The organism is Aurantimonas litoralis (assembly GCF_026153195.1).
Taxonomy (GTDB): domain Bacteria; phylum Pseudomonadota; class Alphaproteobacteria; order Rhizobiales; family Rhizobiaceae; genus Aurantimonas; species Aurantimonas coralicida.
Map to the genome: position 1 here is coordinate 55,424 of NZ_JAPFBM010000011.1, position 24,206 is coordinate 79,629.

At 65.6% G+C, this 24,206-nt stretch carries 20 protein-coding genes, 1 tRNA gene and 4 pseudogenes; 16 read left to right on the forward strand and 9 right to left on the reverse strand.

Annotated features, from left to right (window positions below; genetic code table 11):
- Positions 1 to 177: 177 nt before the first annotated feature.
- The 3 genes from carB to carA form a co-directional block, all read right to left on the reverse strand.
- Positions 178 to 3,609, reverse strand: coding sequence for a carbamoyl-phosphate synthase large subunit (gene carB / locus N7I30_RS18960; RefSeq protein ID WP_483213250.1), 3,432 nt, complete (start codon positions 3,607 to 3,609; stop codon positions 178 to 180).
- 214 nt (positions 3,610 to 3,823) lie between these two features.
- The gene (locus N7I30_RS18965) at positions 3,824 to 4,084 is read right to left on the reverse strand and encodes a helix-turn-helix domain-containing protein (protein WP_024351288.1); all 261 of its coding nucleotides are present in this window, start codon (positions 4,082 to 4,084) and stop codon (positions 3,824 to 3,826) included.
- A gap of 230 nt (positions 4,085 to 4,314) precedes the next feature.
- Positions 4,315 to 5,502 (reverse strand): glutamine-hydrolyzing carbamoyl-phosphate synthase small subunit, encoded by a 1,188-nt coding sequence (carA, locus tag N7I30_RS18970; protein ID WP_491391585.1) that lies wholly within the window; start codon positions 5,500 to 5,502, stop codon positions 4,315 to 4,317.
- 415 nt (positions 5,503 to 5,917) lie between these two features.
- Here carA and N7I30_RS18975 point away from each other — a divergent pair, with 415 nt between their 5' ends.
- Positions 5,918 to 6,367, forward strand: a complete 450-nt coding sequence (locus N7I30_RS18975; RefSeq protein WP_024351285.1) for a GatB/YqeY domain-containing protein — start codon at positions 5,918 to 5,920, stop codon at positions 6,365 to 6,367.
- A 30-nt stretch (positions 6,368 to 6,397) separates the two neighbouring features.
- On the opposite strand, the gene N7I30_RS18980 is transcribed toward N7I30_RS18975, so the two are convergent.
- Together N7I30_RS18980 and N7I30_RS18985 are read right to left on the reverse strand one after the other, a co-directional pair.
- On the reverse strand, positions 6,398 to 7,117 hold the full coding sequence (locus N7I30_RS18980) for an LrgB family protein (RefSeq protein ID WP_024351284.1): 720 nt from the start codon (positions 7,115 to 7,117) through the stop codon (positions 6,398 to 6,400).
- Positions 7,110 to 7,466: a CidA/LrgA family protein gene (locus N7I30_RS18985; RefSeq protein WP_491391586.1), complete on the reverse strand. Its 357-nt coding sequence runs from the start codon at positions 7,464 to 7,466 to the stop codon at positions 7,110 to 7,112. Before N7I30_RS18985 ends, N7I30_RS18980 begins: the two co-directional genes overlap by 8 nt.
- A 159-nt stretch (positions 7,467 to 7,625) precedes the next feature.
- Between N7I30_RS18985 and dnaG the strand changes: the two genes are divergently transcribed.
- The 7 genes from dnaG to N7I30_RS19020 all read left to right on the forward strand — a co-directional run bounded on the left by dnaG (position 7,626) and on the right by N7I30_RS19020 (position 15,068).
- Positions 7,626 to 9,590: a DNA primase gene (dnaG, locus tag N7I30_RS18990; protein WP_491391587.1), complete on the forward strand. Its 1,965-nt coding sequence runs from the start codon at positions 7,626 to 7,628 to the stop codon at positions 9,588 to 9,590.
- Between the two features lie 306 nt (positions 9,591 to 9,896).
- Positions 9,897 to 11,894, forward strand: a complete 1,998-nt coding sequence (gene rpoD / locus N7I30_RS18995) for an RNA polymerase sigma factor RpoD (RefSeq protein ID WP_024351281.1) — start codon at positions 9,897 to 9,899, stop codon at positions 11,892 to 11,894.
- Between the two features lie 258 nt (positions 11,895 to 12,152).
- A complete protein-coding gene (locus N7I30_RS19000) occupies positions 12,153 to 12,446 on the forward strand; it encodes an HlyU family transcriptional regulator (RefSeq protein WP_491373335.1) in 294 nt (97 codons plus the stop codon).
- 135 nt (positions 12,447 to 12,581) lie between these two features.
- On the forward strand, positions 12,582 to 13,451 hold the full coding sequence (locus N7I30_RS19005; RefSeq protein WP_024351279.1) for an SDR family oxidoreductase: 870 nt from the start codon (positions 12,582 to 12,584) through the stop codon (positions 13,449 to 13,451).
- 47 nt (positions 13,452 to 13,498) lie between these two features.
- Positions 13,499 to 13,906, forward strand: a complete 408-nt coding sequence (locus N7I30_RS19010; RefSeq protein WP_024351278.1) for a ketosteroid isomerase-related protein — start codon at positions 13,499 to 13,501, stop codon at positions 13,904 to 13,906.
- Positions 13,903 to 14,526 carry a GNAT family N-acetyltransferase gene (locus N7I30_RS19015; protein ID WP_491391880.1) on the forward strand — a complete coding sequence of 208 codons (624 nt, stop codon included), beginning with the start codon at positions 13,903 to 13,905 and terminating at the stop codon, positions 14,524 to 14,526. Before N7I30_RS19010 ends, N7I30_RS19015 begins: the two co-directional genes overlap by 4 nt.
- A gap of 191 nt (positions 14,527 to 14,717) precedes the next feature.
- Positions 14,718 to 15,068 (forward strand): hypothetical protein, encoded by a 351-nt coding sequence (locus tag N7I30_RS19020; protein WP_024351276.1) that lies wholly within the window; start codon positions 14,718 to 14,720, stop codon positions 15,066 to 15,068.
- A 73-nt stretch (positions 15,069 to 15,141) separates the two neighbouring features.
- On the opposite strand, the gene N7I30_RS19025 is transcribed toward N7I30_RS19020, so the two are convergent.
- Complete coding sequence (locus N7I30_RS19025; protein ID WP_024351275.1) at positions 15,142 to 15,891, reverse strand: SIMPL domain-containing protein; 750 nt, start codon at positions 15,889 to 15,891, stop codon at positions 15,142 to 15,144.
- 169 nt (positions 15,892 to 16,060) lie between these two features.
- On the opposite strand from N7I30_RS19025, the gene N7I30_RS19030 reads away from it, so the two are divergent.
- From N7I30_RS19030 to N7I30_RS19040, 3 genes are all read left to right on the forward strand, one after another.
- Positions 16,061 to 16,137 (forward strand) — tRNA-Ile (locus N7I30_RS19030).
- Positions 16,104 to 16,640, forward strand: a complete 537-nt coding sequence (locus tag N7I30_RS19035) for a hypothetical protein (RefSeq protein WP_498640846.1) — start codon at positions 16,104 to 16,106, stop codon at positions 16,638 to 16,640. The genes N7I30_RS19030 and N7I30_RS19035 overlap by 34 nt, the downstream gene beginning before the upstream one ends.
- Positions 16,637 to 17,437, forward strand: coding sequence for a metallophosphoesterase (locus tag N7I30_RS19040; protein WP_498640847.1), 801 nt, complete (start codon positions 16,637 to 16,639; stop codon positions 17,435 to 17,437). Before N7I30_RS19035 ends, N7I30_RS19040 begins: the two co-directional genes overlap by 4 nt.
- Before the next feature lie 486 nt (positions 17,438 to 17,923).
- On the opposite strand, the gene N7I30_RS19045 is transcribed toward N7I30_RS19040, so the two are convergent.
- Entirely contained in the window at positions 17,924 to 19,180 is a 1,257-nt protein-coding gene (locus tag N7I30_RS19045; protein WP_498640848.1) for a plasmid recombination protein, read from the reverse strand.
- 191 nt (positions 19,181 to 19,371) lie between these two features.
- On the opposite strand from N7I30_RS19045, the pseudogene istA reads away from it, so the two are divergent.
- Positions 19,372 to 20,471: pseudogene (gene istA / locus N7I30_RS19050) on the forward strand (IS21 family transposase); the annotation flags it as partial.
- Between the two features lie 60 nt (positions 20,472 to 20,531).
- A pseudogene (locus N7I30_RS19055) lies at positions 20,532 to 21,378 on the forward strand (IS3 family transposase); the annotation flags it as partial.
- 237 nt (positions 21,379 to 21,615) lie between these two features.
- On the opposite strand, the gene N7I30_RS19060 reads toward N7I30_RS19055, so the two are convergent.
- Positions 21,616 to 22,311, reverse strand: a complete 696-nt coding sequence (locus N7I30_RS19060) for a lysozyme inhibitor LprI family protein (protein ID WP_498640849.1) — start codon at positions 22,309 to 22,311, stop codon at positions 21,616 to 21,618.
- 180 nt (positions 22,312 to 22,491) lie between these two features.
- On the opposite strand from N7I30_RS19060, the gene N7I30_RS19065 reads away from it, so the two are divergent.
- Positions 22,492 to 22,758 carry a transposase gene (locus N7I30_RS19065; protein ID WP_348198025.1) on the forward strand — a complete coding sequence of 89 codons (267 nt, stop codon included), beginning with the start codon at positions 22,492 to 22,494 and terminating at the stop codon, positions 22,756 to 22,758.
- Between the two features lie 120 nt (positions 22,759 to 22,878).
- Here N7I30_RS19065 and N7I30_RS19070 read toward each other — a convergent pair.
- Positions 22,879 to 23,085 (reverse strand): annotated as a pseudogene (locus N7I30_RS19070) (IS30 family transposase); the annotation flags it as partial.
- A 65-nt stretch (positions 23,086 to 23,150) separates the two neighbouring features.
- Here N7I30_RS19070 and N7I30_RS19075 point away from each other — a divergent pair.
- Both N7I30_RS19075 and N7I30_RS19080 read left to right on the forward strand, forming a co-directional pair.
- A pseudogene (locus N7I30_RS19075) lies at positions 23,151 to 23,426 on the forward strand (transposase); the annotation flags it as partial.
- A gap of 141 nt (positions 23,427 to 23,567) precedes the next feature.
- Positions 23,568 to 24,203, forward strand: a complete 636-nt coding sequence (locus N7I30_RS19080; RefSeq protein WP_491390620.1) for a DUF1326 domain-containing protein — start codon at positions 23,568 to 23,570, stop codon at positions 24,201 to 24,203.
- The last annotated feature ends 3 nt before the right edge of the window (positions 24,204 to 24,206 follow it).

Sequence of the window (24,206 nt, forward strand, 5' to 3'; positions counted from 1 at the left end):
CCTTTCCGATGCGCGGCCCTGCCGCAGCATCTGCATTATTCTTTGATTGCCGGACGGCGAACGCGCCAGGCCGGAGCACAATAACAAACCGGTCCCATACGACCGGGGTCGCTGGAACCAGCTTGGTTATCCGGATTGAAGAACGCCCGGGCGCCAGGGCGTCGGGCGCCGTTTCAATCAGGCAGCATTAAAGTACGATTGCAACGGCCGAACTTCAAGATTGCCCTTCCGCAGGGCCGCGATGGCCTCCGCGGCCGCCACCATGCCCGCCAGCGTGGTGTAGTAGGGCACCTTGTGGATCAGCGCGGCGCGGCGCAGCGAGCGCGAATCCGACAGCGCCTTGGCGCCCTCCGTCGTGTTGAGGACGAGCTGCACCTGCCGGTTGCGGATGGCGTCCTCGATATGCGGACGACCTTCCAGCACCTTGTTGATCTTCTCGGCCGCGATGCCGCGATCGGCGAGGAAGCGGTGGGTGCCGCCGGTGGCGATGATCTTGAAGCCCATCTCGTAGAGCCGGCTGACCGGCGCGAGGCTGCGCTCCTTGTCGGCTTCCTTCACCGAGATGAACACCGTGCCCTCCTGGGGCAGGTCGACGCCGGCGCCGAGCTGCGACTTGGCGAAGGCTACGGCGTAATCGTAGTCGAGGCCCATGACCTCGCCGGTCGACCGCATCTCGGGGCCGAGCAGCGTGTCGACGCCCGGGAAGCGGGCGAAGGGGAAGACCGCTTCCTTGACGGCGATGTGCTTCAAAGCGCGCGGGTCCGGTGCGCCGCCATAGGCCGCAAAGGCCGCGTCCAGCGTCTCGCCGGCCATGATCCGGGCGGCGACCTTGGCGATCGGCGCGCCGATGGTCTTGGCGACGAAGGGCACCGTGCGCGAGGCGCGCGGGTTCACTTCGAGGACGTAGACCACATCGTCCTTGATGGCGAACTGGACGTTCATCAGGCCGCCGACCTTCAGCGCCAGGGCCATCTCGCGGGTCTGGCGGACCAGTTCGTCGGTCATCTCCGTCGACAGCGAGTGGACCGGCAGGGAACAAGCCGAGTCGCCCGAATGGATGCCGGCCTCCTCGATATGCTCCATGATGCCGGCGACATAGGTCGAAGTGCCGTCGCTGAGGCAGTCGACATCCACTTCGATGGCGTCCGACAGATAGGAGTCGATCAGCACCGGCGACTTGCCGGACACGACCACGGCCGTGTGCATGTAGCGCTCGAACTGCGCCTCGTTGCGCACGATCTCCATGGCCCGGCCACCCAGCACGTAGGACGGACGCACGACGACCGGATAGCCGATGCGGGCGACGATCTCACGGGCCTCGTCCACCGAGCGCGCGATGCCGTTGCGCGGCTGGCGCAGGCCGAGCTCGTTCAGGAGCCGCTGGAAGCGGTCGCGGTCCTCGGCGAGGTCGATGGCGTCCGGCGAGGTGCCGAGGATCGGGATACCGGCCTTCTCAAGCGCTTCGGCGAGCTTCAGCGGGGTCTGGCCGCCGAACTGCACGATCACGCCATGCAGCGTGCCGGCGGTCTGCTCGGCCTTCAGGACCTCGAGCACGTCCTCGGCGGTCAGCGGCTCGAAATACAGCCGGTCCGACGTGTCGTAGTCGGTCGACACGGTCTCCGGGTTGCAGTTGATCATGATGGCTTCGTAGCCGGCGTCCTGCAGCGCGAAGGCCGCGTGGCAGCAGCAATAGTCGAACTCGATGCCCTGGCCGATCCGGTTCGGGCCGCCACCGAGGATGACCACCTTCTTGGCGTCGGTGACGGCTGCCTCCGAGCGCATCTCGCCGGCGAAGGCCCGCTCATAGGTCGAGTACATGTAGGGCGTCGGCGAGGCGAACTCTGCCGCGCAGGTGTCGATCCGCTTGTAGACCGGGTGCACGTCGAGCCGGTCGCGCAGGGCCGAGACATCGGCCGTCTCGCCGCCGATCAGCTTGGCCAGCCGCGCGTCGGAGAAGCCCACCGACTTCAGGAAGCGCAGATTGTCGGCGTCGTCGGGCAGGCCGTGGGTGCGGATCTTCTCTTCCAGGTCGATGATCGCCTTGATGCGGGCGATGAACCAGGGATCGATCTTGCACGACTGGTGAACCTGCTCCGGCGAGGTGCCCATGCGCAGCGCCTGGGCGACCATCAGCAGCCGGTCCGGCGTCGGCGTGCCGAGCGCGGCGCGGATGGCGTTCTTGTCGTCGCCTTCGCCGATGCCCGGAATCTCGATCTCGTCGAGGCCGTCCAGACCCGTCTCGAGGCCGCGCAGCGCCTTCTGGAGCGATTCCTCGAAGGTCCGCCCGATCGCCATGACCTCGCCGACGGACTTCATCGCCGTGGTCAGGATCGGCTCGGAGCCGGGGAACTTCTCGAAGGCGAAGCGCGGGATCTTGGTGACGACATAGTCGATCGACGGCTCGAAGGAGGCCGGCGTCGCACCGTCGGTGATGTCGTTCTCCAGCTCGTCGAGCGTGTAGCCGACGGCGAGCTTGGCCGCGACCTTGGCGATCGGAAAGCCGGTCGCCTTGGAGGCGAGGGCGGAGGAGCGCGACACGCGCGGGTTCATCTCGATGACGACGAGGCGGCCGGTCTGCGGATCGACGGCGAACTGCACGTTCGAGCCGCCGGTCTCGACCCCGATCTCGCGCAGCACCGCGATCGAGGCGTTGCGCATGATCTGGTATTCCTTGTCGGTCAGCGTCAGCGCCGGCGCGACGGTGATCGAATCGCCCGTATGGACGCCCATCGGGTCGATGTTCTCGATGGAGCAGACGATGATGCAATTGTCCGCCTTGTCGCGGACGACCTCCATCTCGTACTCCTTCCAGCCGAGGACGCTCTCCTCGATCAGCACCTCGGTCGTCGGGGAGGCGTCGAGGCCGCCCTCGACGATCTCGAAGAACTCCGAGCGGTTGTAGGCGATGCCGCCACCGGTGCCGCCGAGGGTGAAGGACGGCCGGATGATCGCCGGCAGGCCGACTTCCTCGAGCGCTTCTGCCGCCGCGGCCAGTGCCCGCGTCATGTAGCGCTGCTTTCGGTCGGGCTCGCCGATCAGCCACTCGTGCTCCAGCGCGGCGAGGGCCGCGTCCTGCTCGGCCTCGTCGGTGATGGTCGCAATAATCTCGGCGCGGCGGGTGTCGTGGACCTTGCGGTCGGCCGACTTGGCGTCGGTGGCGTTGGCCAGCAGCGAGCGCGGGGTCTCCAGGCCGATCTTGGCCATGGCCTCGCGGAACAGCGCGCGGTCCTCGGCCTTGTCGATGGCGTCGGCATCGGCGCCGATCATCTCGACCCCGTATTTCTCCAGGACACCCATGCGGCGCAGCGACAGCGCCGTGTTGAGCGCGGTCTGGCCGCCCATCGTCGGCAGCAGCGCGTCCGGCCGCTCCTTGGCGATGATCTTGGCGACGACTTCCGGCGTGATCGGCTCGATATAGGTCGCGTGGGCCAGATCCGGGTCGGTCATGATGGTGGCCGGATTGGAGTTGACCAGGATGATCCGGTAGCCCTCCGCCTTCAGCGCCTTGCAGGCCTGCGTGCCGGAATAGTCGAACTCGCAGGCCTGCCCGATGATGATCGGGCCGGCGCCGATGATGAGAATGGACTTGATATCGGTACGCTTTGGCATGGCGAGGCTTCGTCCGGTTATGTTGCGCGCCAAAAGCCCGGCTGCACGATGTGACGGCCGGTCGCTTCAGGTTCTGTCGAGGCTGAGGCCGGCTTATAGGCAACCGGCGCGGATGGCGAAAGGGTGGATCGTCGGGAATCTTGTGCGCGACGCGATCGGCCGGTCGGCAGGGGCGGGAAGACGGCGTCCCGAGCCTGTCTGGCCGGCACGGCGCTCACGCGTCCGGGCGGGGCGGTTTGGCCGAGATCAGTTCGGAGGCACTGCGTGGCAGGCCGCGGCCGTCATAGGTCTCGATGCCGAGCGACAGCGCCAGGCACGACAGCTCCACGGTCTTCGGGATTTCGACGCTCTTTCCGTCGCGGGCGCCCTTTTCGTAATACTGGATGACCCGCTTCTTCAGGCCGAGCTTTTCGGCCGCATCTTTCTGTTTGAGGCCGAGCGCCTTGCGCCAGGCCCTGAAGTCATCAGGGTTCATGGGGCCTCCCGTGACCGGACCGGCGCGTCTGCGGCCGGCCGCTGTCGGGCGGCCCGCAGAACGGGGTCCGGGCCCATGCTATCGCGTCGGCCGGGGCGAGAAAACCGACGGGCGTGGCCGCCGGTGCGGCGGTGCGTCGCCGTCCGGTTGGCCAGCCATCCCGTCCGCGGACTGGGACGGCAGCCGGTCAGCCGGGTTGCGGTATTCGTCGCCATCGGCCGTTGCCGCTCTCAGGCAGCGGCCTTGCGGCCCTTGTGCTCGTCTATCATCCGGAAGAACCGGTCGAAGAGATAATGCGAGTCCTGCGGGCCGGGCGAAGCCTCGGGATGATGCTGCACCGAGAACACCGGCTTGCCGGTGAGGCGCAGGCCGCAATTGGACCCGTCGAACAGCGAGCGATGGGTCTCCTCGACACCCTCGGGCAGCGAATCGGCCGCCACGGCGAAACCGTGGTTCATCGACACGATCTCGACCTTGCCGGTGGTGAAGTCCTTCACCGGATGGTTGGCGCCGTGGTGGCCCTGATGCATCTTCTCGGTCTGGGCGCCGAGCGCCAGCGCCAGCATCTGGTGGCCGAGGCAGATGCCGAAGACCGGCACGTCCTTCTCGATCAGCGCCTTGATGGTCGGCACGGCGTAATCGCCGGTCGCCGCCGGATCGCCCGGGCCGTTCGACAGGAACACGCCATCGGGATTGTGGGCGAGGATATCCTCGGCGCTGGTCGTCGGCGGCACCAGGATCACCCGCGCGCCTTCGCCGGCCATCCGCCGCAGGATGTTGCGCTTGGTGCCGTAGTCGATGGCGACGATGGTGTAGCGCGGCTCGGCCTCGGAGGCGTAGCCGGCATTCCAGACCCAGGGCTTCTCGTCCCAGATCACCGCTTCGGAGCCCGCAGCCTCCTTGGCGAGATCGAGGCCGACAAGGCCGCCCCAGGCGGCAGCGCGCGCCTTCAGGGCGTCGATGTCGAACTGGCCGTCCGGCTCGTGCGCGATCACGGCGTTCACGGCACCCTTTTCGCGAATCAGCCCGGTGAGGGCGCGGGTGTCGACGCCGGATAGGGCGATGACGCCGCGTTCCTTGAGCCAGGCATTGAGGTGGCCGGAGGAGCGGTAGTTCGACGGCTCGGACACATCGGCCCGGAAGATCGCGCCGACCGCGCCGGTCGCATTGGCCGGGACCAGATCCTCCTGGTCCTCGTCATTGGCGCCGACATTGCCGATATGCGGGAAGGTGAAGGTGACGATCTGCCGCGCATAGGAGGGATCGGTGAGGATCTCCTGATAGCCGGTGAGGGCGGTGTTGAAGCACACCTCGCCCTCGATCGCGCCGGTGGCGCCGAGACCGAAACCGTCAATGACCGTCCCGTCTGCCAGCACCAGAACTGCGGTCGGCTTGCGGATTGTCCAGCCTTCGGTCATGGGGCGCCTCTTTCGTCTGTGGGTCCGTGCCGGGCCAGCCATCGCGGCCGCAGCGTCGCATCGGCAGGCCTTCGATCGGCGCCGGCATGTCCCCGCGATATCTGCCGAGACGGCGGTCGTTGCAAGGGACCTTGCGGAGTCTTCCGCGATTTTCTACATGCGCGCCACGCTGCACGGCAGGAAGCCGGCGGGTGCCGGACCGGCATTCGCGCAGATCGTCACGATGACAGGATTGCAAAACGGCGGCCTTGACGGCCCGATCAGACATGGACCAGCGGCACTCTCCTGTGCCGAGGCTGGAATCGCCGCCCGGACCCGGCTTTACCTTTTCATCCGTTAGGTATGGATTAGTATCGGACTGGTGGCATTCGTCGGTCATGCAGACTGTTCACGAAACCTGAAAGACAAAGATCCCATGCGCGAGCATCTTGCGGACGCCCTCAAATCCGCGACCAATGGCCAGGACAAGACCCGCTGCTCCACGCTGCGGCTCATCCACGCCGCCATCAAGGATCGCGACGTCGCCAATCGCACGGCCGGGCGCGATCCGGTCAGCGACGAAGAGGTGCTGCAGATCCTGTCGAAGATGATCAAGCAGCGGATCGAATCGGCCAAGGGCTTCGACGAGACCGGCCAGCCGGCGCTGGCCGACCAAGAGCGCCGCGAAATCGCGGTGATTCGCGAATTGCTGCCGCCGCAGCTCGATTCCGGCGAGATGGAACAGGCCTGCCGCGAAGTGGTGGAAGACACTGAGTCGCGCGGTCTGCGCGATGTCGGGCGCTGCATGAACGCCCTCAAGGAGCGCTATCCGGGCAAGATGGACATGGGCAAGGCCTCCACCGTGGTGAAGGGCCTGCTGCGCTAGGCGCGGCGACCGAACGATAATTTCCCCAAGCTAGAACAGGAACGTCCAGAGCAGCGGCAGGATGATTGCCGTCGCCAGGGCGTTGAGGCCCATGGCGAGGCCCGAGAAGGCCCCGGCGATCTCGCTCTCCTGCAGGGCCCGGGCCGTACCGATGCCGTGCGAGGCCGTGCCCATGGCAAAGCCCCGCGCCGCCGGATCGCGAATCCCCATGAGATCCAGCAGTACCGGTCCCAGCGAGGCGCCGAGAATCCCCGTCGCGATGACGAACACCGCGGTCAGCGAGGGCAGGCCGCCGAGCTTCTCGGCGATGCCCATGGCCACCGGCGCCGTGACCGATTTCGGCGCCATCGAGACCAGACTCACCGCATCCGCCCGCAGGAGGAAGCCGAGCCCGATCGCCGAGGCGAGGGCCGTCAGCGCTCCGGCAAACAGGCTCGCCGCAACCGCCAGCGCACTTTCGCGCACCCGATCGAACTGCCGATAGAGCGGAATCGCCAGCGACACGGTGGCCGGCCCCAGCAGGAAATGGATGAACTGCGCCCCTTCGAAATAGGTCGGGTAGCTGGTGCCGGTCAGCGTCAGCACCGCGACGATGGCCGCCACGGTCAGGAACACCGGGTTGAGCAGCGCGGTCGAGCCGGCCTTGCGGTAGAGCCAGGTCGCGGCCTGATAGGCGAACAGCGTCATGGTCAGGAACAGGAGCGGGCTGGCGGCCAGATAGACCCAGACGTCGACGAGTGTTTCACCCACGGCGCGCCGCCTTCCGGCCCGGGCCGAACCGGTTCATCAGGAAGGCGGTGACGGCGATGGTCGCCAGCGTCGAGACGACGAGCGTCACCCCCACCGACAGGATCTCCCCCTCCAGCCGCCCGACATGCATCATGATCCCGGCGCCGGCCGGCACGAACAGCAGCGACAGATGCGACAGCAGGCCGTCGCCGACCTTGCCCAGATCGTCCGGCACCTTGCGCTTGATGAGGAGTAGGGCGAACAGCAGCGCCATGCCGATGACCGGGCCGGGCAGGGGCAGGCCGGTGGCGATGGTGATCGCTTCGCCGGCGAGCTGGCACAGGAAGGTGGCGGTCAGGGCTTGCAGCAAGGGGACACCTCTTCGTCGCGACACGGATCAGCTATCATCGCCCCGGGCACGCTTCGCAAGGCTTTGCCGCCCCTTCGCGACGACCGGCGGAGGCGATCCGTCCACCGCCGCGTCGAGAGTCGATGACAAGCGGTCGTCAAAGGCTGTATCAGGCACCCCATGCGCTTCTCTCCTGCCTTTCTCGACGACATCCGCGACCGGATCCCGATCTCGGACGTGATCGGCCGGCGTGTGACCTGGGACCGGCGCAAGTCGCAGCCGGGCCGCGGCGACCACTGGGCCTGCTGCCCGTTCCATGGCGAGAAGACGCCGTCCTTCCACTGCGAGGATGCCAAGGGGCGCTATCACTGTTTCGGCTGCGGGGTGTCCGGCGACCATTTCCGCTTTCTGACCGAGCTGGAAGGCCTGTCCTTCCCGGAGGCGGTGGAGCGGCTCGCGGCGGAGGCCGGCGTGCCGATGCCGGCGCGCGACGCCCAGGCCGAGCAGCGCGAGGCGGCCAAGGCGACCATCGTCGACGCCATGCGCCACGCCAGCAGCTTCTTCCAGGCCATGCTGCAGGAGCCCGAGGGCGCCAAGGCCCGCGCCTATCTGCGCGACCGCGGCCTGACCCCGCACACCCAGAAGAAATTCGGCCTCGGCTATGCGCCCAATTCGCGCAACCGGCTGAAGGAATATCTGGCCTCCAAGGGCGTCGGTCGCAGCGAGATCGAGGCGGCCGGGCTGGTGGTCCACGGCGAGGGGATCGCCGTCTCCTACGACCGCTTCCGCGACCGCATCATGTTCCCCATCGTCGACCTGCACGACAAGCCGATCGCCTTTGGCGGCCGCGCCATGTCGGCCGAGGCCCAGGCGAAATATCTGAACTCGCCGGAGACCGAGATCTTCCACAAGGGGCAGGTGCTCTACAATCTCGGCCAGGCCCGGCGCGCGGCGAAGGCGGCCGGCACGCTGGTCGTCGTCGAGGGCTACATGGACGTGATCGCCCTGGCGCAGGCCGGCTTCGAGAATGTCGTGGCGCCCCTCGGCACGGCGCTGACCGAGCGCCAGCTCGACCTTCTGTGGCGCTCCACCGGCGAGCCGATCCTGTGTTTCGACGGCGACTCTGCGGGGCTGAAGGCGGCCCATCGCTCCGCCGAACTGGCATTGCCGGCGCTGAAGCCCGGGCGGTCGCTGCGCTTTGCCCTGATGCCGCCGGGCAAGGACCCGGACGATCTGGTGCGCGAGGGCGGGCCGGACGCGTTCCGCGAGATCCAGGGCGCAGCCCGGCCGCTCGCCGATCTCCTGTGGATGCGCGAGACCGCCGGCGGCGACTTCGACACGCCGGAGCGCCGCGCCGATCTCGAACACCGGGTCAAGGCGCTGCTGCGTCAGGTCGGCGACGAGAGCGTACGCCGGCACTATCTGCAGGACGTCGAGGAGCGGCTGCGCTCCTTCTTCGGCGGTTCGGCCAAGACGGCCGGCTACGGCAATCGCCGCGACGGTCGCGACAACCGGGGCGGGGGCCGGGACAGGGACGATCGCGGCGGCGGGCAGCGCCGCGGCGGTGCGGCCGGCGGCCGGCGCTCGGCCATCTCGGACCGCCTCGCGCGGTCCAGCCTGATGCGCCCGCAGCAGGGGCCGCAGCCCTCGCTGCGCGAGATCGCCATCGTCCTCGGCTTCGTCAATCATCCGGCGCTGATCCACGAGGAGTTCGATTATTTCGCCGATCTCGACCTGCCGACGGGCGATCTCGACCGGCTGCGCTCCTGCGTCCTCGACGCCTATGCCGAAAGCCCGCCCGCCGATCGCGACGCGCTTCTGGCCGAGCTGCAGGCCCGCGGCGCCCGCGACATCTTCGAGAGCTACGAGAACAAGGCCCGCATGGTGCGGCTCTGGCCGTTCCTGTCGGACGCCGCGCCGGAGGACGCGCGCGAGGCGGTTCGCCAGGCGCTGCACCTGCATCATCGGTCGCGGGCACTGGCCTCGGAGCTGAAACTTGCCGAGGAAGCGCTCGGCCGCGAATCCTCCGAAGCGGCCTTCGCCCATCTGATGGAGGTCAAGCGCGAACTCGAGCGCGTCGACGGCACGGAAGCCCTGATCGAGGGCTTCGGCACCTTGTCGGGGCGGCCTGCGAAGGCCATATAACCATTCTGACGGACGGCCCGCAGCCTGGAGCACTGCCGCTGCGTGCAGGTAGACCATTGCTTTCAAGCACTTGACTCATCATATGGATGAGGTCGTGGGCAATCGTCCGGTCTCCGCGCTTGAAATTGCCGCTACATGCCCCTTCTTGGGGGCGTCGTCCTGCTTGATCAGCGCCGTGTGGCACGGCGCTTTATGGTTAAGCGAAAGTTTACGGCTCGTGCCGCATGGTGGCGGGCGAGATGACCGCAGCGTCCGCGGTCCGCGACGGCGGACAGCGCGGTACGCGCGAATTGGAGAATGACACGCATGGCGATCAAGGCCAAGGAAAGCGAGGCACCGATCGAGGAGCGGAACGAGGGTGCTCCCGATGGACCCTTGCTCGACCTGTCGGATGACGCTGTCAAGAAGATGATCAAGGCCGCCAAGAAGCGCGGCTTCGTGACCATGGACAAGCTCAACTCGATGCTGTCGGCGGAGGATGTCACCTCCGAGCAGATCGAGGACATGATGACCAATCTCAACGATATGGGCATCAATGTCGTGGAGAGCGACGAAGAAGGCGAGAACGAGGAACAGTCCGAGTCCTCCGAATCGACCGAAGTCGCCGAGACCGGCCGCACCCAGGTCGCCACCACCACCAAGAAGGAAGCCGGCGACCGCACGGACGATCCCGTGCGCATGTATCTGCGCGAGATGGGATCGGTCGAGCTTCTGTCCCGCGAGGGCGAGATCGCCATCGCCAAGCGCATCGAGGCCGGCCGCGAGACGATGATCGCGGGCCTCTGCGAGAGCCCGCTGTCCTTCCAGGCCATCATCATCTGGCGCGACGAACTCAACGAGGGCAACATCATGTTGCGCGAGATCGTCGATCTCGAGGCGACCTATGCCGGCCCCGAGGCCAAGACCCCGACGCCGCCCGCGGTGGAGGGCTCCAACGGCTCGGTGAGCGGCGTTCCCAACGGCCCGCCCCATTCGACCGGCGCCCGCGCGCCCGGCGAGGAGGAGGACGAGGAAGACGACGACCTCGAGAACAACCTCTCGCTGGCCGCCATGGAGGCCGAGATCCGGCCGCAGGTCATGGAGACCTTCGACCAGATCGCCGACGCCTATCGCCGGCTGCGCAAGCTGCAGGACCAGCAGGTCGAGAACCGTCTCGCCGCGCAGGGCACCCTGTCGCCGAGCCAGGAGCGGTCCTACAAGAAGCTCAAGGAAGAGCTGATCACGGCGGTCAAGAGCCTGTCGTTGAACCAGAACCGCATCGATGCGCTGGTCGCCCAGCTCTACGACATCAACAAGCGGCTGGTCGGCAATGAGGGCCGTCTGCTGCGGCTGGCCGAATCCCACGGCGTCAAGCGCGACGAGTTCCTGAACGAATACCAGGGCACCGAGCTCGATCCCAACTGGACGCGGCACATCGCCAATCTGTCCGGCAAGGGCTGGCTCAAGTTTGTCCAGGCCGAGAAGGAGCAGATCAAGCGTCTGCGCCAGGAGATCCAGAATCTGGCGACCGAGACCGGTCTCGAGATCACCGAGTTCCGCCGCATCGTCCACATGGTGCAGAAGGGCGAGCGCGAGGCCCGGCAGGCTAAGAAGGAGATGGTCGAGGCCAATCTCCGGCTCGTCATCTCGATCGCCAAGAAATACACCAATCGCGGCCTGCAGTTCCTGGATCTGATCCAGGAGGGCAACATTGGCCTGATGAAGGCGGTGGACAAGTTCGAGTACCGCCGCGGCTACAAGTTCTCGACCTACGCCACCTGGTGGATCCGGCAGGCGATCACCCGTTCGATCGCCGATCAGGCGCGCACCATCCGTATTCCGGTACACATGATCGAGACGATCAACAAGATCGTCCGCACCTCGCGCCAGATGCTGCACGAGATCGGCCGCGAGCCGACCCCGGAAGAGCTGGCCGAGAAGCTGGCCATGCCGCTGGAGAAGGTCCGCAAGGTCCTGAAGATCGCCAAGGAGCCGATCTCGCTCGAAACGCCGGTCGGCGACGAGGAGGATTCGCATCTCGGCGACTTCATCGAGGACAAGAACGCCATCCTGCCGATCGATGCGGCGATCCAGGGCAATCTGCGCGAGACCACCACGCGCGTCCTCGCTTCGCTGACGCCGCGCGAGGAGCGCGTGCTGCGCATGCGCTTCGGCATCGGCATGAACACCGATCACACGCTCGAAGAGGTCGGCCAGCAATTCTCGGTCACCCGCGAGCGTATTCGCCAGATCGAGGCCAAGGCGCTGCGCAAGCTCAAGCACCCGAGCCGCTCGCGCAAGCTGCGCTCCTTCCTCGACAGCTGATCGATCATCGGCGGCGCGTCGGTTCCGGACATCCGGGCCGGCGCGCCGTTTTCGTTGGCGGCGCCGATGCCCGCCTGCTGCCTTGCGGCAGCCCTGCACCCGCTCCAGGCTGGTGCCGCACGGTCCCTCTCGGCCCGGCACAATATCCTTCCATGATATGGCCGACACCCGCCCGGGCTTGCCGAACCGGCAGGGCCGCTATCTCCTCCTGTCGACGGCGCAGATGCGTCCGGTGCCACCAGCGCGCGAAGGAGAGCCATGTCCTTTCTCAAGAAGCTGTTCGGCGGAGGTTCCGCACCGTCCGCGCCGAAGCCGGCGCGGGTTGCGGCCGAAGAGACCTATGACGGGTTCCACATCGCCGCGACGCCGATCGTCGAGGACGGTCAGTTCCGGCTCTGCGCCACCATCACCCGGACCATCGACGGCGAGATCCGAACGCACCGGCTGGTGCGCGCCGATCTGTTCCAGAGCGAGGAGGAAGCTGCCCGCTTCGCGCTGATGAAGGGGCGGCAGGTGATCGACGAGCAGGGCGAGGCGATCTTCGCCGGTTGATGCCGGACCTCGGCAGGGTGAGCGCGCGCTGCCGGGGAGCGACCGCCACGGCCCGACGCGCCCTTGGGGCGGCGGTCGACACGTGCCGGCGAGTATGATGATGTCCCGCCGGTCAGGCGAACGGGGAGGCCAACCTTGACACTTCGAAACAAGACCATCTTCATGTCCGGCGGCTCGCGCGGCATCGGCCTCGCGATCGCGCTGAAGGCGGCGGCGGACGGCGCCAATGTCGTCGTGGCGGCCAAGACCGACACGCCGCATCCCAAGCTGCCGGGCACCATTCACACCGCGGTCGAGGAAATCGAGGCGGCCGGCGGCAAGGGCCTCGCCGTCGTCTGCGACATCCGCGACGAGGACCAGGTGCAGGCCGCGGTCGACCAGGCGGTCGCCCGCTTCGGCGGCATCGATATCTGCATCAACAATGCCTCGGCGATCCAGCTCACCGGCACGCTCGACACGCCGATGAAGCGCTACGACCTGATGAACGGCGTCAATGCGCGGGGCACTTTCCTCGTCTCGAAGACCTGCATTCCGCATCTGAAGACGGCGGCGAACCCGCACATCCTCAACCTGTCGCCGCCGCTCGACATGGACCCCAAATGGTTCCGCAACAACGTCGCCTACACCATGGCGAAGTTCGGCATGTCCATGTGCACCCTCGGCATGGCCGAGGAGTTCCGCCGCGACGGCATCGCGGTCAACTCGCTCTGGCCGCTGACCGCCATCGACACCGCGGCAGTCCGCAACGTTCTGGGCGGCGACCAGATGGCCCGCATGAGCCGCTCGCCGCAGATCGTCGCCGATGCCGCCCATGCGATCCTCACCCGGCCGTCGCGCGAGTGCACCGGCAAATTCTTCATCGACGAGGTGCTGTTGCGCGAGACGGGCGTCACCGATTTCTCGGTCTACGGACCTGAGGGCGGCGGCGATCCGGTCGCGGACTTCTTCGTGCCCGACGCGGTGATCGAATCGCTTCCGACCAAGCTGCAGCGCCTGCTCGGCTGAACCCGAGCCCGCCGCAACCGACCCAGCCCAACCGACGGAGCCTTCCGATGAACGACAATGCGGCGCTGATCGAGCGCTATCTCGCGGCCTTCAATGCCAGCGACTGGAGCGCCATGCTCGACTGCCTGCACGAGGACGTCGCCCATGATTTGAACGAGGGCGGCCGCGAGATCGGCCACGCCGCCTTCCGCGACTTTCTCGCCATGATGGCCCGCCATTACCGCGAGACGCTGAGCGACATCGTCGTCATGACCGCAGCGAACTCCGGCCGCGCGGCCGCCGAATATACCGTCCATGGCGAATATCTGGCGACCGCCCCGGGCCTGCCCGAAGCGAACGGCCAGCGCTACGCGGTGCCCGCCGGCCAGTTCTTCGAGATCGACGACGGCAAGATCACGCGGGTGACCACCTACTACAATCTCAAGGCCTGGATCGCGGCTGTCTCGGCGCGATGACGCGGGACGATACCGGGGGCCTGTCGGTCGCAACGCTGCAGGGCGCGGCCGCCGAGGCCGTGCTGGACGAGCTGGCGGGTCTGCGGATCTCCGTCTTCAGCGCCTTTCCCTATCTCTATGAGGGCGACCGCCACTACGAGCGGCGCTACCTCGCCACCTATGCCGCCTCGCCGGGGGCGGTGATCGTCGCCGCACGGGCAGGGGACGGCCGGCTCGTCGGTGCCGCGACGGCGGCGCCGCTGGGCGATCACCAGCCGCAGCTCGCCGCGAGTTTCGCCGCCCACGGCATCGACCCGGCCGGCATCTTCTATCTCGGCGAATCGGTCCTCGATCCGCAATGGCGGGGTAGGGGCATCGGCCACCTTTTCTTCGACGGCCGTGAGGCGGCCGCGGCCGAACAGGGCTTTGCCGTCACTGCCTTCTGCGCCGTCGAGCGGCCCGTCGACCATCCGGCGCGGCCCGCGGACTACCGGCCGCTGGACGACTTCTGGCACAAGCGCGGCTATCGGCCGGTGCCTGGCCTGACGGCGACCATGGCGTGGCGCGATCTCGGCGAGGCGGCCGAGACCGACAAGACCATGCAGTTCTGGATGCGCGCCATCCTGGCGGATGCCGGCTGAACCGTCGATGAACGGCCGGTTCCGGCAGCGTTCAGTCCCGCTCTCCTAATCTCGGGTCACTCCTTGCCGAACGGGCGGGGAGGCGATCGCTCCTTCCGCCGCACGCTGTCCGGCGGCCTTGCGATCGGACTTCGGCCAATGCGGTCCAGGCGGCGTGTCTGCCCGCCGGACCCCAAAGAGGAGACGCCCCGATGTTCCAGTCTTTCGCCCGCTCGATCTGTGTCGTTGCCGCGCTCGCCACCGGCGGTGTCGCGACCGCCACCGCCCCGGCCGCCGCCGATGGCCTGCGCTTCGGCGTCACCATCGGCTCCGGCCATGCAGCCCAGCCCGTGCGCCATGTCCGCCGCGGCCACCACGGCCGTGTCGCCTGTTCGCCGCGCCGCGCCGTGCGCAAGGCACGCAACATGGGCGTCCACCGGGCCCATGTCCGCCGGGCCAACCGTCGCGCCGTCGTCGTCGCCGGTCACTCGCGCGGCCACCGCGCCGTGGTCCGCTTTGCCCGCGAGCGCGGCTGCCCGGTGATCAGCTTCCGCCGCCGCTGACCCTCTCGGCCTCCGCGCCCGGAAGATGCCGGGGCGGGGCCGCTGCCCTGTCCGCCGCGCGGACCGCGGCGTGTCAGTCGGCGATGGAAAACACCATGCGCACGCTGGCATCGAAGCTGTTCTCGCCGGTCTCGACCGGAACGCTGGGCGCCGCCTCCGCCGCCATCATCTTCATCGACCGGCCCATGGGCTGCGGCGGCATCTGACCGCCGCTTTCGCTGATCTCGCGAACCGGGCCGAGCGTCACGCCCGCCGCCTCCGCGAGCACCTTCGCCGTGGCCATGGCGTCCGCAACCGCCTCCTGCCGCGCCGCATTGCGCGCCTCCTGCGGCTCGGCGACGTCGAAACTGATCTCGCCGCCCTGATTGACCCCGAGCGTCACCGCCCGGTCGAGGATCTCGCCGAGCTTCGCAATGTCGCGCACCCGCACGGTCAGGCTGTTGCGCACCTCGTAGGCGACGATCTCCGGCGGCTTCTGGGTACCGTCATTCTGGTTGTCGTAGCGATATTGCGGATTGATCGAGAAGCCGGAGGTCTGCAGGTCGTGGTCCGCGATGCCGAGCGCCCGCATGCCGGACGTCACTTCCCGCATCGCGGCATTGGCCGCGTCGAGGGCCTCGCGTGCGGTCTTGGCCGAGCGCAGCACGGTGAAACTGGTCATGGCAACGTCGGGCCTCGCCCGGGCCTCGCCGGTTCCTGTCACGACGAGGGTGCGCGCGGCCGCCTCTGTGGCGGGCTGCGGCCCGCCGGCCTGCGCCAGCGCGGCGGCCGGCGAAGCGACGAGAATCAGGGTGGCGATCAGGGGACTAAAGCGGCGGTTCATGGACGCTGACTCTCCGTTGATGGAAGGTGACAGGGACCGCTCTTCTATGGTCGCATTGCGGCGTCAACACGAAATCATCTGCAGGCGCCCGCAGAACCCTCACCACATCACCGGCCTACCGCGCTCCCGCTTGAGTGGCGCCAGCCTTTGCGCTACGCCCATCCCCGGCGGGCCTGTAGCTCAATTGGTCAGAGCCGGCGGCTCATAACCGCTTGGTTGCAGGTTCGAGTCCTGCCGGGCCCACCAAAAGCTACCTAAGTAATTGCAATCGCTTGCCAGTTTGCGCGAATTCGGACTCGACAGAGCCCGAACTGCATAACATCGTGCATAACATGGAAGATGATTCGGAGGCGTCGTTCGAGGGGCTCCCCGGTGATGTCGTCAGGGAGGCGGTCTGCATGCTCGCCGGTCGTGCCGCCGAAGAGGTCATTCTTGGCTCGCCCTCGGCAGGAGCCGGTGGCTCTGCCAGTTCCGACCTTGCCCAGGTGACCCGCATCGTTGCGAATGCGGAGACCTCCCTCGGGTTCGGCGGCACGCTCGTGCATGGCGCACAGATCGACGGCGCGGCCGTCCACCGTCGGCTGGCACGGCTCTATGCCGAGACGATCGTTCTCGTGCGACGGCACCGGGCCGCGATTGAGGCGCTCGCCGATCTTGCCCTCGAACGGCGTGTTCTCGGACGGGCGGCGCTCGCAGAGTTCGCAAGGAACCACGGCTTCATGGATCCTGACCATGGAGGGCCGGCATGACACGGCTGCTCGTCCTGTCGGACCTTCACCAGAATGACGGCGGCCGCTCCTTCGATCCGGCGAGCGAGATCACCGCGGCGTTCGACATTGCCATCGTTGCGGGCGACTGCGCCGGCAGGCTGACGGCCTCGCTCAAATGGCTGGGAGAGCGGTTTGCCGGCGTGCCGACGATCTATGTCCCCGGCAATCACGACTGGTACCGCGATGGCTCGCCGTATGGCTTCACCGTCGAGGACGAGCTTCAGGCCGGTCGCGACCTGGCCGCCAGGTTCGGGATCACGCTCCTGTCCGACGAGGCCGCGACGATCAATGGCCTGACATTCCTCGGCGCAACGCTCTGGACCGATCTGCGGTCGCACAACCACGTCAGCCGCGCGCAGGCCCATGCGGCAGCAAGACGTGGGATGAACGACTACCGCTTCATCCACCGCATCTCGTCGACCCGGCGCTCGCGGCGGATCACGCCGGCGACGACGCTCGCCTGGCACCGTGCCTCGTGCCGGTTCCTCGCCGACGCGTTCGCCGGTGACATCGTTCCACGTCGTACGATCGTGGTCACGCATCATGCGCCGAGCCTGCGCTCCCTGGCGCTGCCGCACGACCCGCTGGACCATTGTTACGCGTCGGACCTCGAGCCTGCGATCGAGACGTGGCGGCCACGGATCTGGATCCACGGGCATATCCATGCGGCCCGTGACTACAGGGTTGGACACACACGGATCGTTTCAAACCCGCTTGGCCGTGCCGATGAGCGGGCGGGGTTCTATGCGAACCGGGTTCTGGGCGTTGCAGGCTAAGTCTAGAACACCCAGCATCGTCATCAGGGAGATCCAACTCGGTTGCCGTCCACAGAGCGCGTCGACGGCGGATCGACGGTGGCTGGACCGCTCGGAACGCACCTCTTCATTGATGATCTCGATAGATCATGTCACCTTTATCGACCCCAAGCAGTCGTCGAGTTGGCGCCAATCTCGAGAGCCCGACAAAGGCGGAACAAGATGAGGCCACGGAGGACACGATCGATCCGGAACTGGGGTGATTTCCGAAACCTGAGTGCCAATTCGATTGCCGCACCCCCAAGGCCTCCATCGGGTTCCCTATGCTGTAGCCCCCAATCCCCGGTCCTGTTGCCGAGCGGCCCGGTCGGCAGGACGCGCTGAGCATGCTTGTCTGTTGGCGGATCCGGGCCGCGACCGGTGCACCAGCTCACTGAAGAGCAAGCCCCGCTGGCGCATCACGGTCCAGGGCGTCCGCCATGCTCCGAAGGGGGAGCACGTCATTGATCACTTGTTACCGGGTTGGAAACCTCGCCCGGCATGCTCGCCGTCGTGACCCAGCATGCCGCCGACCGGGATCTGACAGACGGAGGCGATAAGCGGGAGAAGAAGCCGCAGTCCAGGTGTGATCTGCGGCTTAATCGCAGCCCATTGCGCTCGATTCATTCGATTTTGACCCCAGACAATATGAGCCGTGCCGTCGACTTCGAAAGCGATCTTGAACGTCCCGTCGATACACTTCTCAATCCCGAGTCGGAGAGAGTCGTGCTCCCGTGCGAGATTATTAACTCGATCACGGTCGCGCGCTTGAGCGTCACGTTCGCGCTGCCCTTCGCTTTTCAAAGCCTTTAACGCCTTCTGCTGAAGCTGAACGACTGCCTCGGCAGCTGTGATACGTTGTTTGGCGTCGGAGGCTTCGCCTCGAGCAATCTCGTTCCGCTTGCCAAGATCAGCGAGTTCTCGCTGCTTTTCCTCAACCTCAGCGGAGAGGTTTCGTTTGGCTGCTGCGAGGGCCTCCTTCTCGTCGCGCAATACAGCGTGTTCCGCCCACAATGCGGCGTTTTCCGCGTGCAATGCATTGTTCTCCTCGAGAAGGAGATCGCGCTCGATTGGCAAATCCAGATGCAGCTCTCGGACCGTTCGATTGATTGTCTCGCTGGGGTTAGCGCCCGCGGATATGCGATCAATCTTGCGATTGCCCCGCTCGATACCCGGAAGGTATAGCCCGAATGTCTCGAAGAGAATGTCCTGGAGTTCAGACGTTACGGAGCGGTCGACAATCTTGCTGACTGGCATTCCGTCGTGGGTTACCGCGCGAAGCGCGAAATGCGCGTGCGGAGCGCTCTCGTCACAGTGGATCACAAGGCTCTCGACCGTCGTATGCAGCCGTTCGGCGACGGCTGTCACGGCAGCGCGGATCATCGCGTCTTGAACGGCTATGACTTGCCCGGCGAAGAAGTTCTGAGCTTCGATCCCCAACGTCACGATCCCGGCAGTGACAACCGCCGCGTCGGCTCGAAGACAACGCTTGCGGCCTGCTGCCTGCCTGAGCACTTCGACCTCCGCAGTGATATCTCGAATTGATCTCGGCTCGATCAGAACGCGATTGAGATGCGTTCGAGCGCTATCAACATATTTGGGCTGCGGTCCGCGCCGCTGGTCGTGGGTGAACTGCCGCCTCGCCCTGCAGCGAGAAAGGCCTGCGATACGCACAGATGCCGCGCGGGGGTTGCTCTTCGTGGTAAGGTCGGATGATGTTGTCATGACCCGACGATAAAATGCGCTCCTGAAAGTTAGAAAACGGACGAAACTCTCGCGCCGACACCCCTCCCATCGTTCCGGGCTGTTGAATGGCGCACGGGGACTCGGGGTGGAAGGCGGGGCTGAAGCATAACATAACCTACTAGCGGTAAATTCGGCGCGTACCCGGGAATGGTGCTCTCTATGCCTTCCACGCGAGACCGGCACGAGAACGCCTGACCCTGATCCGGGTGTTCGAGGAGTTGGGCGGGCTGGGCTACGAGGGCGGCTATGATGCGGTCCGCCGCTACGCCCGTGGCTGGCAACGCGATCAATCCTCACTGACGGCCTCGGCCTTCGTACCACTCAGCTTCGATCAGGGGGAGGCCTACCAGTTCGACTGGAGCCACGAGGTCGTTCTGATCAACGGCACGACGTAACCGTGAAGGTCGCCCACGTTCGGCTCTGCCACTCGCGGATGCTGTTCGTGCGGGCCTATCCCCGCGAGAGCCAGGAGATGGTGTTCGACGCCCACGACCGGGCTTTCGCCTTCTTCAAAGGCGCTTGCACGCGCGGCATCTACGACAACACGAAGACCGCGGTGGAGAGGATCTTTGTCGGTCGCGAGCGCGCCTAAAACAGACGCTTCCTCCAGATGTGCGGTCATTACCTGGTGGAGCCCGTGGCCTGCACACCGGCATCGGGCTGGGAGAAGGGTCAGGTCGAGAACCAAGTCGGCCTGGTGCGCGAGCGCTTCTTTGCGCCGCGTCTGCGGGTGAAGAGCTATGAGGAGTTGAACGCCTGGGTGCTCGACCGCACAATCGCCTTCGCCAAGGCCCATCGCCATCCCGAGTTCCGCGACAGGACGGTCTGGGAGGTGTTCGAGGCCGAGCGGCCGAAGCTTGTCTCCTATTGCGGTCGCTTCGACGGCTTCCACGCGGTGCCGGCATCGGTATCGAAGACCTGTCTCGTGCGCTTCGACAACAATCGCTACTCCGTCGCCGCCAGCGCCGTCGGACGCCCGGTCGAGATCCGCGCCTATGCCGATCGCATCGAGCTACGTCAGGACGGGCGGGTTGTCGGTGAACACCCCCGCTGCTTCGGTCGGAACCAGACGATCTACGATCCCTGGCATTATGTGCCGGTTCTGGCGAGGAAGCCCGGCGCCCTGCGCAACGGCGCGCCGTTCAAAGACTGGATCCTGCCAGCGAGCCTCAAGCGCGTCCGGCGCAAGCTCGGCACTGCACCTGACGGCGGGCGTCAGATGGTTGCCATCCTCATCGCGGTGCTGAGCGACGGACTTCCTGCCGTCGAGGTGAATAGCGGCTAGATTTGTAGACGCCTTCTTCCCTAATTCTGAGGCAAGGAGGCCATGATGGGGGCAGGCAATTTCACGGACGATTTCAAGCGCGATGCGGTCGCGCAGATCACTGAGCGAGGCTATCGGGTTGCGGAGGTGTCGAAGCGCCTCGGCGTAAGCCAGCATTCGCTCTACGCCTGGAGGAGGAAGCTTTCGAAGCCCTCAGGTCCAGCCGATGTCGATCAGGCCGCGGAGATCCGTCGCCTGAAGAGGGACCTGGCTCGCGTCACTAAGGAGCGCGACATCCTAAAAAAGCCACCGCGTATTTCGCCAAGGATGCAAAGTGAGATACGCGTTCGTTGCCCAGCATCGCCAGCAGTTCACTGTTCGAGCGATGTGTCGTTGCCTACGCATCCAACCCAGCGGTTTCTACGCTTGGCTGAAGACCCCCTTGAGCAAGCGCGCTCGGGCGGATGCCCGTCAGAGCGACCTCATCAGCAAGGCTTGGAATGATAGCGGCAGGGTCTATGGCTATCGCAAGCTGCATGACGACCTCCTGGATCAGGGAGAGACAAGTTGTGCGAACCGCATCGCTCGCCTCGCCAGGCTTGCCGGGATCAGGGCCCATATCGGCTACAAGCGTTGACCCGGCTCTTATGGTGGCAAACCGCCGATCGTGGTCGATAACACCTTGGCTCGGAGGTTCGACGTCGCCGCTCTAGACAAGGCATGGGTGACAGACATCACCTATATCAGGACCCAGGAGGGCTTTGCCTATCTCGCTGTCGTAATCGACTTGTTCTCCCGCCGTGTCATCGTTTGGTCGACGCAGAGCCCCCAGACCACCGATGCGTATTGCAAGCGTTGCTCATGGCCGTGTGGCGCCCAGTTCACCAGCATGGATTGGGCGGCCTTCCTCAAGCCAGAAACGGGATGTTGGCTCCCGTCGATTTCGAACGGCAGCAAAAAATCTATCCCGAGGGCGTCCACGAAACTCGGGGATATTCACATCGCCGTCGAGGGCGGCACCATCTGCTTAGGAGTGAGGGACCCCGACCCGAGTAGAAGCCTCTCGAGCGCGAGCGAGACACAGTCCGAATGGAACCCTTTGCTCATTGCCGGCACTCGGAAGTATCTTCTCCATCCCTACAAAACGGAGTTAACAGTCGCCCGTTTCCATTGCAGACAGCCAGCCGGGTTTGGGTTCCGGCGCGCGGTCGGTTTTGTCGAAGGAAAGGTCCCGTATCTGCGCCCGTGCTCCGCAGAAGTAACTGCACCCCATTGCTAGATTTGAATCCAAGACCAAGCGGTCTCCCGTGTCCGTGATGGTAATCGTGCATCCATTCTCGGTGAACGAATATCTTCCGTTCGACCGTTCTGCCCGCGTCCGTGCGGCCGCGCAATTATGGCCATTGGTCTGGAGGCTGGAAAAACTCACCTCGATGGCGTCGCTGGTGTCGTGAATTATGACCATGTCCATGCCATCCCGGGCGCAATAGGTCCCGCTGAGGCCGGTGTTCACCCGTTCACCTGCTTCCGACTGAAGGGCCTCGAGGCGGGCGGACATGAGGGTCTCAAGGCAATTGGCTTCTCCCTCGCATGTGTCACGGAAGCCGAGCCATTCCGCTTGCTCGCGTCCGATCCGCTTGCTCTCCGCTTCGGAATTCACTTCGCGCGCTTGTGCGTAAGCGGCGGCAAGCGCCAAGTCGAGCCGGGCCAAGCCGGGGTTGTCGCAGATAGCCCGTTCATTTCCCGTCGTCGCCTTAGCGCAGTCGAAGCTGGGCTGGGCGCTGACGCCGGAAGCGCCGAGCATGCCCGCGCAAAGAATGAACAAGCCGTAATAGGGGAGCGGCATGGATTATCACCTTCTCCGACAGATTGAAGTCGTCAGCATCGTCCTTCCGGTGCCTATGCATCGCGGCGACGGCGCTCGATATCAGCATCCTCCTGTGTGTCCGCGCAAGTTGCGCCATCCGGAACTGCAGTTCCCCCGGTTTGATGGACACTATCCGATTTGTGAGAGGAGAGTGTCGCTATGCCGAGAACGAGAGACCCTTACCCGTGTGAATTCAGGGATCAGATCGTTGCCTTGGCACGACCGGGACGAAGCACGGAGGATCTGGCGCGCGAATTCGAGCCGTGTGCCACGACCACCCACGGCTGGATCAAGCAGGCCGATCGTGATGGCGGCCGCCGCGATGATGGGGTGACCAGCCAGGAGCGCGAAGAGCTCCGCCGCCTTCGCAGGGAGAACCGCCAGCTTCGACAGGAGAGATACATCCTGGCAAAGGCTGCGGCCTAGTTTGCTCAGAGCGACGCGATGTCGTCTCGGTCTTCAAGTTCATGACGGCGAACCAGGCCATGTTGCCCATACATGCCATGTGCCATGCGTTCGGTGTCTCCCGCTCCGGCTATTACGCCTGGGCGAAACGCCGCCCGCCCTCCGGAAGCAACGGGCGCCGACAGGGGCTGACATGCCCGCCGCCAAAGCAGCATCCTCGCTCGACCTTCCCTCTGCAATACCGGACCAAAACCGATGCAGCTCAGTTCGCCCCGCCACCGGAGGCCGTCCCGGTGAAGGCAATGGAGCTCGCCCGGACCGATGTGATCTCCGTCGTTTGATGTTCATCGCAACCTCCTTCGTTCAGGCGTTGCGACGACCGGTTGAATGGAAGCAATATACGTCAGTGGCCTTTTTGCCTGAGATGCAAGGAAGCCGGCGCGCGCCCGTCGATGGGCTCGGTGGGCGACGCCTACGACAACGCCATGTGCGATAGCTTCTTTGCCACGCTGGAATGCGAGTTGCTCGATCGGCGCAAATTCCAGACCAAGGCCGAGGCTCGCATGGCCGTCTTCCAGTTCATCGAGCGCTGGTACAACCCCGCCAGGCGCCATTCCGCCCTCGGCTACCAGTCACCCATCAACTACGAAAGGAGCGCTAAAGCCAGTCTCGAGAACGCAAGCCCTTAACTGTCCACGAAACCGGGGGGAACTCCAATTTGCGACAACGCTCCAGAAGCGGACGGTCTGCTCTCGGCCTTGGGCCGCATGTCCGTGGCTTTCCCTCCGCGTTTGAGGCTGTTAGTATTCGGTTCCGCTTGGAGAATTGCGATGCCCTACGTCGACTGGGCAATGAAGGGACCGAAGATAGCAGCGTGCAGTTGCGACTACGGTTGTCCTTGCGAATTCAACGGAAAGCCGACGGAAGGGCTCTGCGAAGGGCTCGAATGCATGCGGATCGATGAGGGCTGGTTCGGCGATCTGCGGCTGGACGGCCTTAAGGTTGCGGCAGCCTATCGCTGGCCCGGCCCCGTGCACGAAGGCGGCGGCGTCGTTCAAGGCTTCATCGACTGCGACGCCACACCCACCCAGGTCGAGGCGCTGAGCATCATCCTCGGGGGTGGCGAACAGGAGCCGACCACCGTCTTCAACATCTATGGCTCGACGATCGCCGAGGAATTGCCACCGGTCTTCGCTTCGATCGACTTCGGTAGCGACATCGAAGCGCGAACCGGCTGGTTCCGTATCGAGGATCAGCTCGCTCTCGAGTTGAAGCCCATTCGCAATCCTGTGACAGGCTTGGCGCATCGCGCCCGCATCGTGTTGCCTGAGGGCTTCGAATTCCGCGAAGCGGAGGTCGCAAGCGGTACGTTCACCAGCAATGGCGAGATCAGCATGCACAGGCAGAGCCGCTACGGCGCGCTCTGGAATGCCGCGTACGGGCCGTACGGCATCATCGACCCTTAAGGC

What these genes read in the sequence shown, in the direction of transcription:
- carB (WP_483213250.1), bottom strand. Translation starts at nt 3,609, where the DNA reads ATGCCAAAGCGTACCGATATCAAGTCCATTCTCATCATCGGCGCCGGC.
- N7I30_RS18965 (WP_024351288.1), bottom strand. Translation starts at nt 4,084, where the DNA reads ATGAACCCTGATGACTTCAGGGCCTGGCGCAAGGCGCTCGGCCTCAAA.
- carA (WP_491391585.1), bottom strand. Translation starts at nt 5,502, where the DNA reads ATGACCGAAGGCTGGACAATCCGCAAGCCGACCGCAGTTCTGGTGCTG.
- N7I30_RS18975 (WP_024351285.1), top strand. Translation starts at nt 5,918, where the DNA reads ATGCGCGAGCATCTTGCGGACGCCCTCAAATCCGCGACCAATGGCCAG.
- dnaG (WP_491391587.1), top strand. Translation starts at nt 7,626, where the DNA reads ATGCGCTTCTCTCCTGCCTTTCTCGACGACATCCGCGACCGGATCCCG.
- rpoD (WP_024351281.1), top strand. Translation starts at nt 9,897, where the DNA reads ATGGCGATCAAGGCCAAGGAAAGCGAGGCACCGATCGAGGAGCGGAAC.
- N7I30_RS19000 (WP_491373335.1), top strand. Translation starts at nt 12,153, where the DNA reads ATGTCCTTTCTCAAGAAGCTGTTCGGCGGAGGTTCCGCACCGTCCGCG.
- N7I30_RS19010 (WP_024351278.1), top strand. Translation starts at nt 13,499, where the DNA reads ATGAACGACAATGCGGCGCTGATCGAGCGCTATCTCGCGGCCTTCAAT.
- N7I30_RS19015 (WP_491391880.1), top strand. Translation starts at nt 13,903, where the DNA reads ATGACGCGGGACGATACCGGGGGCCTGTCGGTCGCAACGCTGCAGGGC.
- N7I30_RS19020 (WP_024351276.1), top strand. Translation starts at nt 14,718, where the DNA reads ATGTTCCAGTCTTTCGCCCGCTCGATCTGTGTCGTTGCCGCGCTCGCC.
- N7I30_RS19025 (WP_024351275.1), bottom strand. Translation starts at nt 15,891, where the DNA reads ATGAACCGCCGCTTTAGTCCCCTGATCGCCACCCTGATTCTCGTCGCT.
- N7I30_RS19040 (WP_498640847.1), top strand. Translation starts at nt 16,637, where the DNA reads ATGACACGGCTGCTCGTCCTGTCGGACCTTCACCAGAATGACGGCGGC.
- N7I30_RS19045 (WP_498640848.1), bottom strand. Translation starts at nt 19,180, where the DNA reads ATGACAACATCATCCGACCTTACCACGAAGAGCAACCCCCGCGCGGCA.
- N7I30_RS19060 (WP_498640849.1), bottom strand. Translation starts at nt 22,311, where the DNA reads ATGCCGCTCCCCTATTACGGCTTGTTCATTCTTTGCGCGGGCATGCTC.
- N7I30_RS19065 (WP_348198025.1), top strand. Translation starts at nt 22,492, where the DNA reads ATGCCGAGAACGAGAGACCCTTACCCGTGTGAATTCAGGGATCAGATC.
- N7I30_RS19080 (WP_491390620.1), top strand. Translation starts at nt 23,568, where the DNA reads ATGCCCTACGTCGACTGGGCAATGAAGGGACCGAAGATAGCAGCGTGC.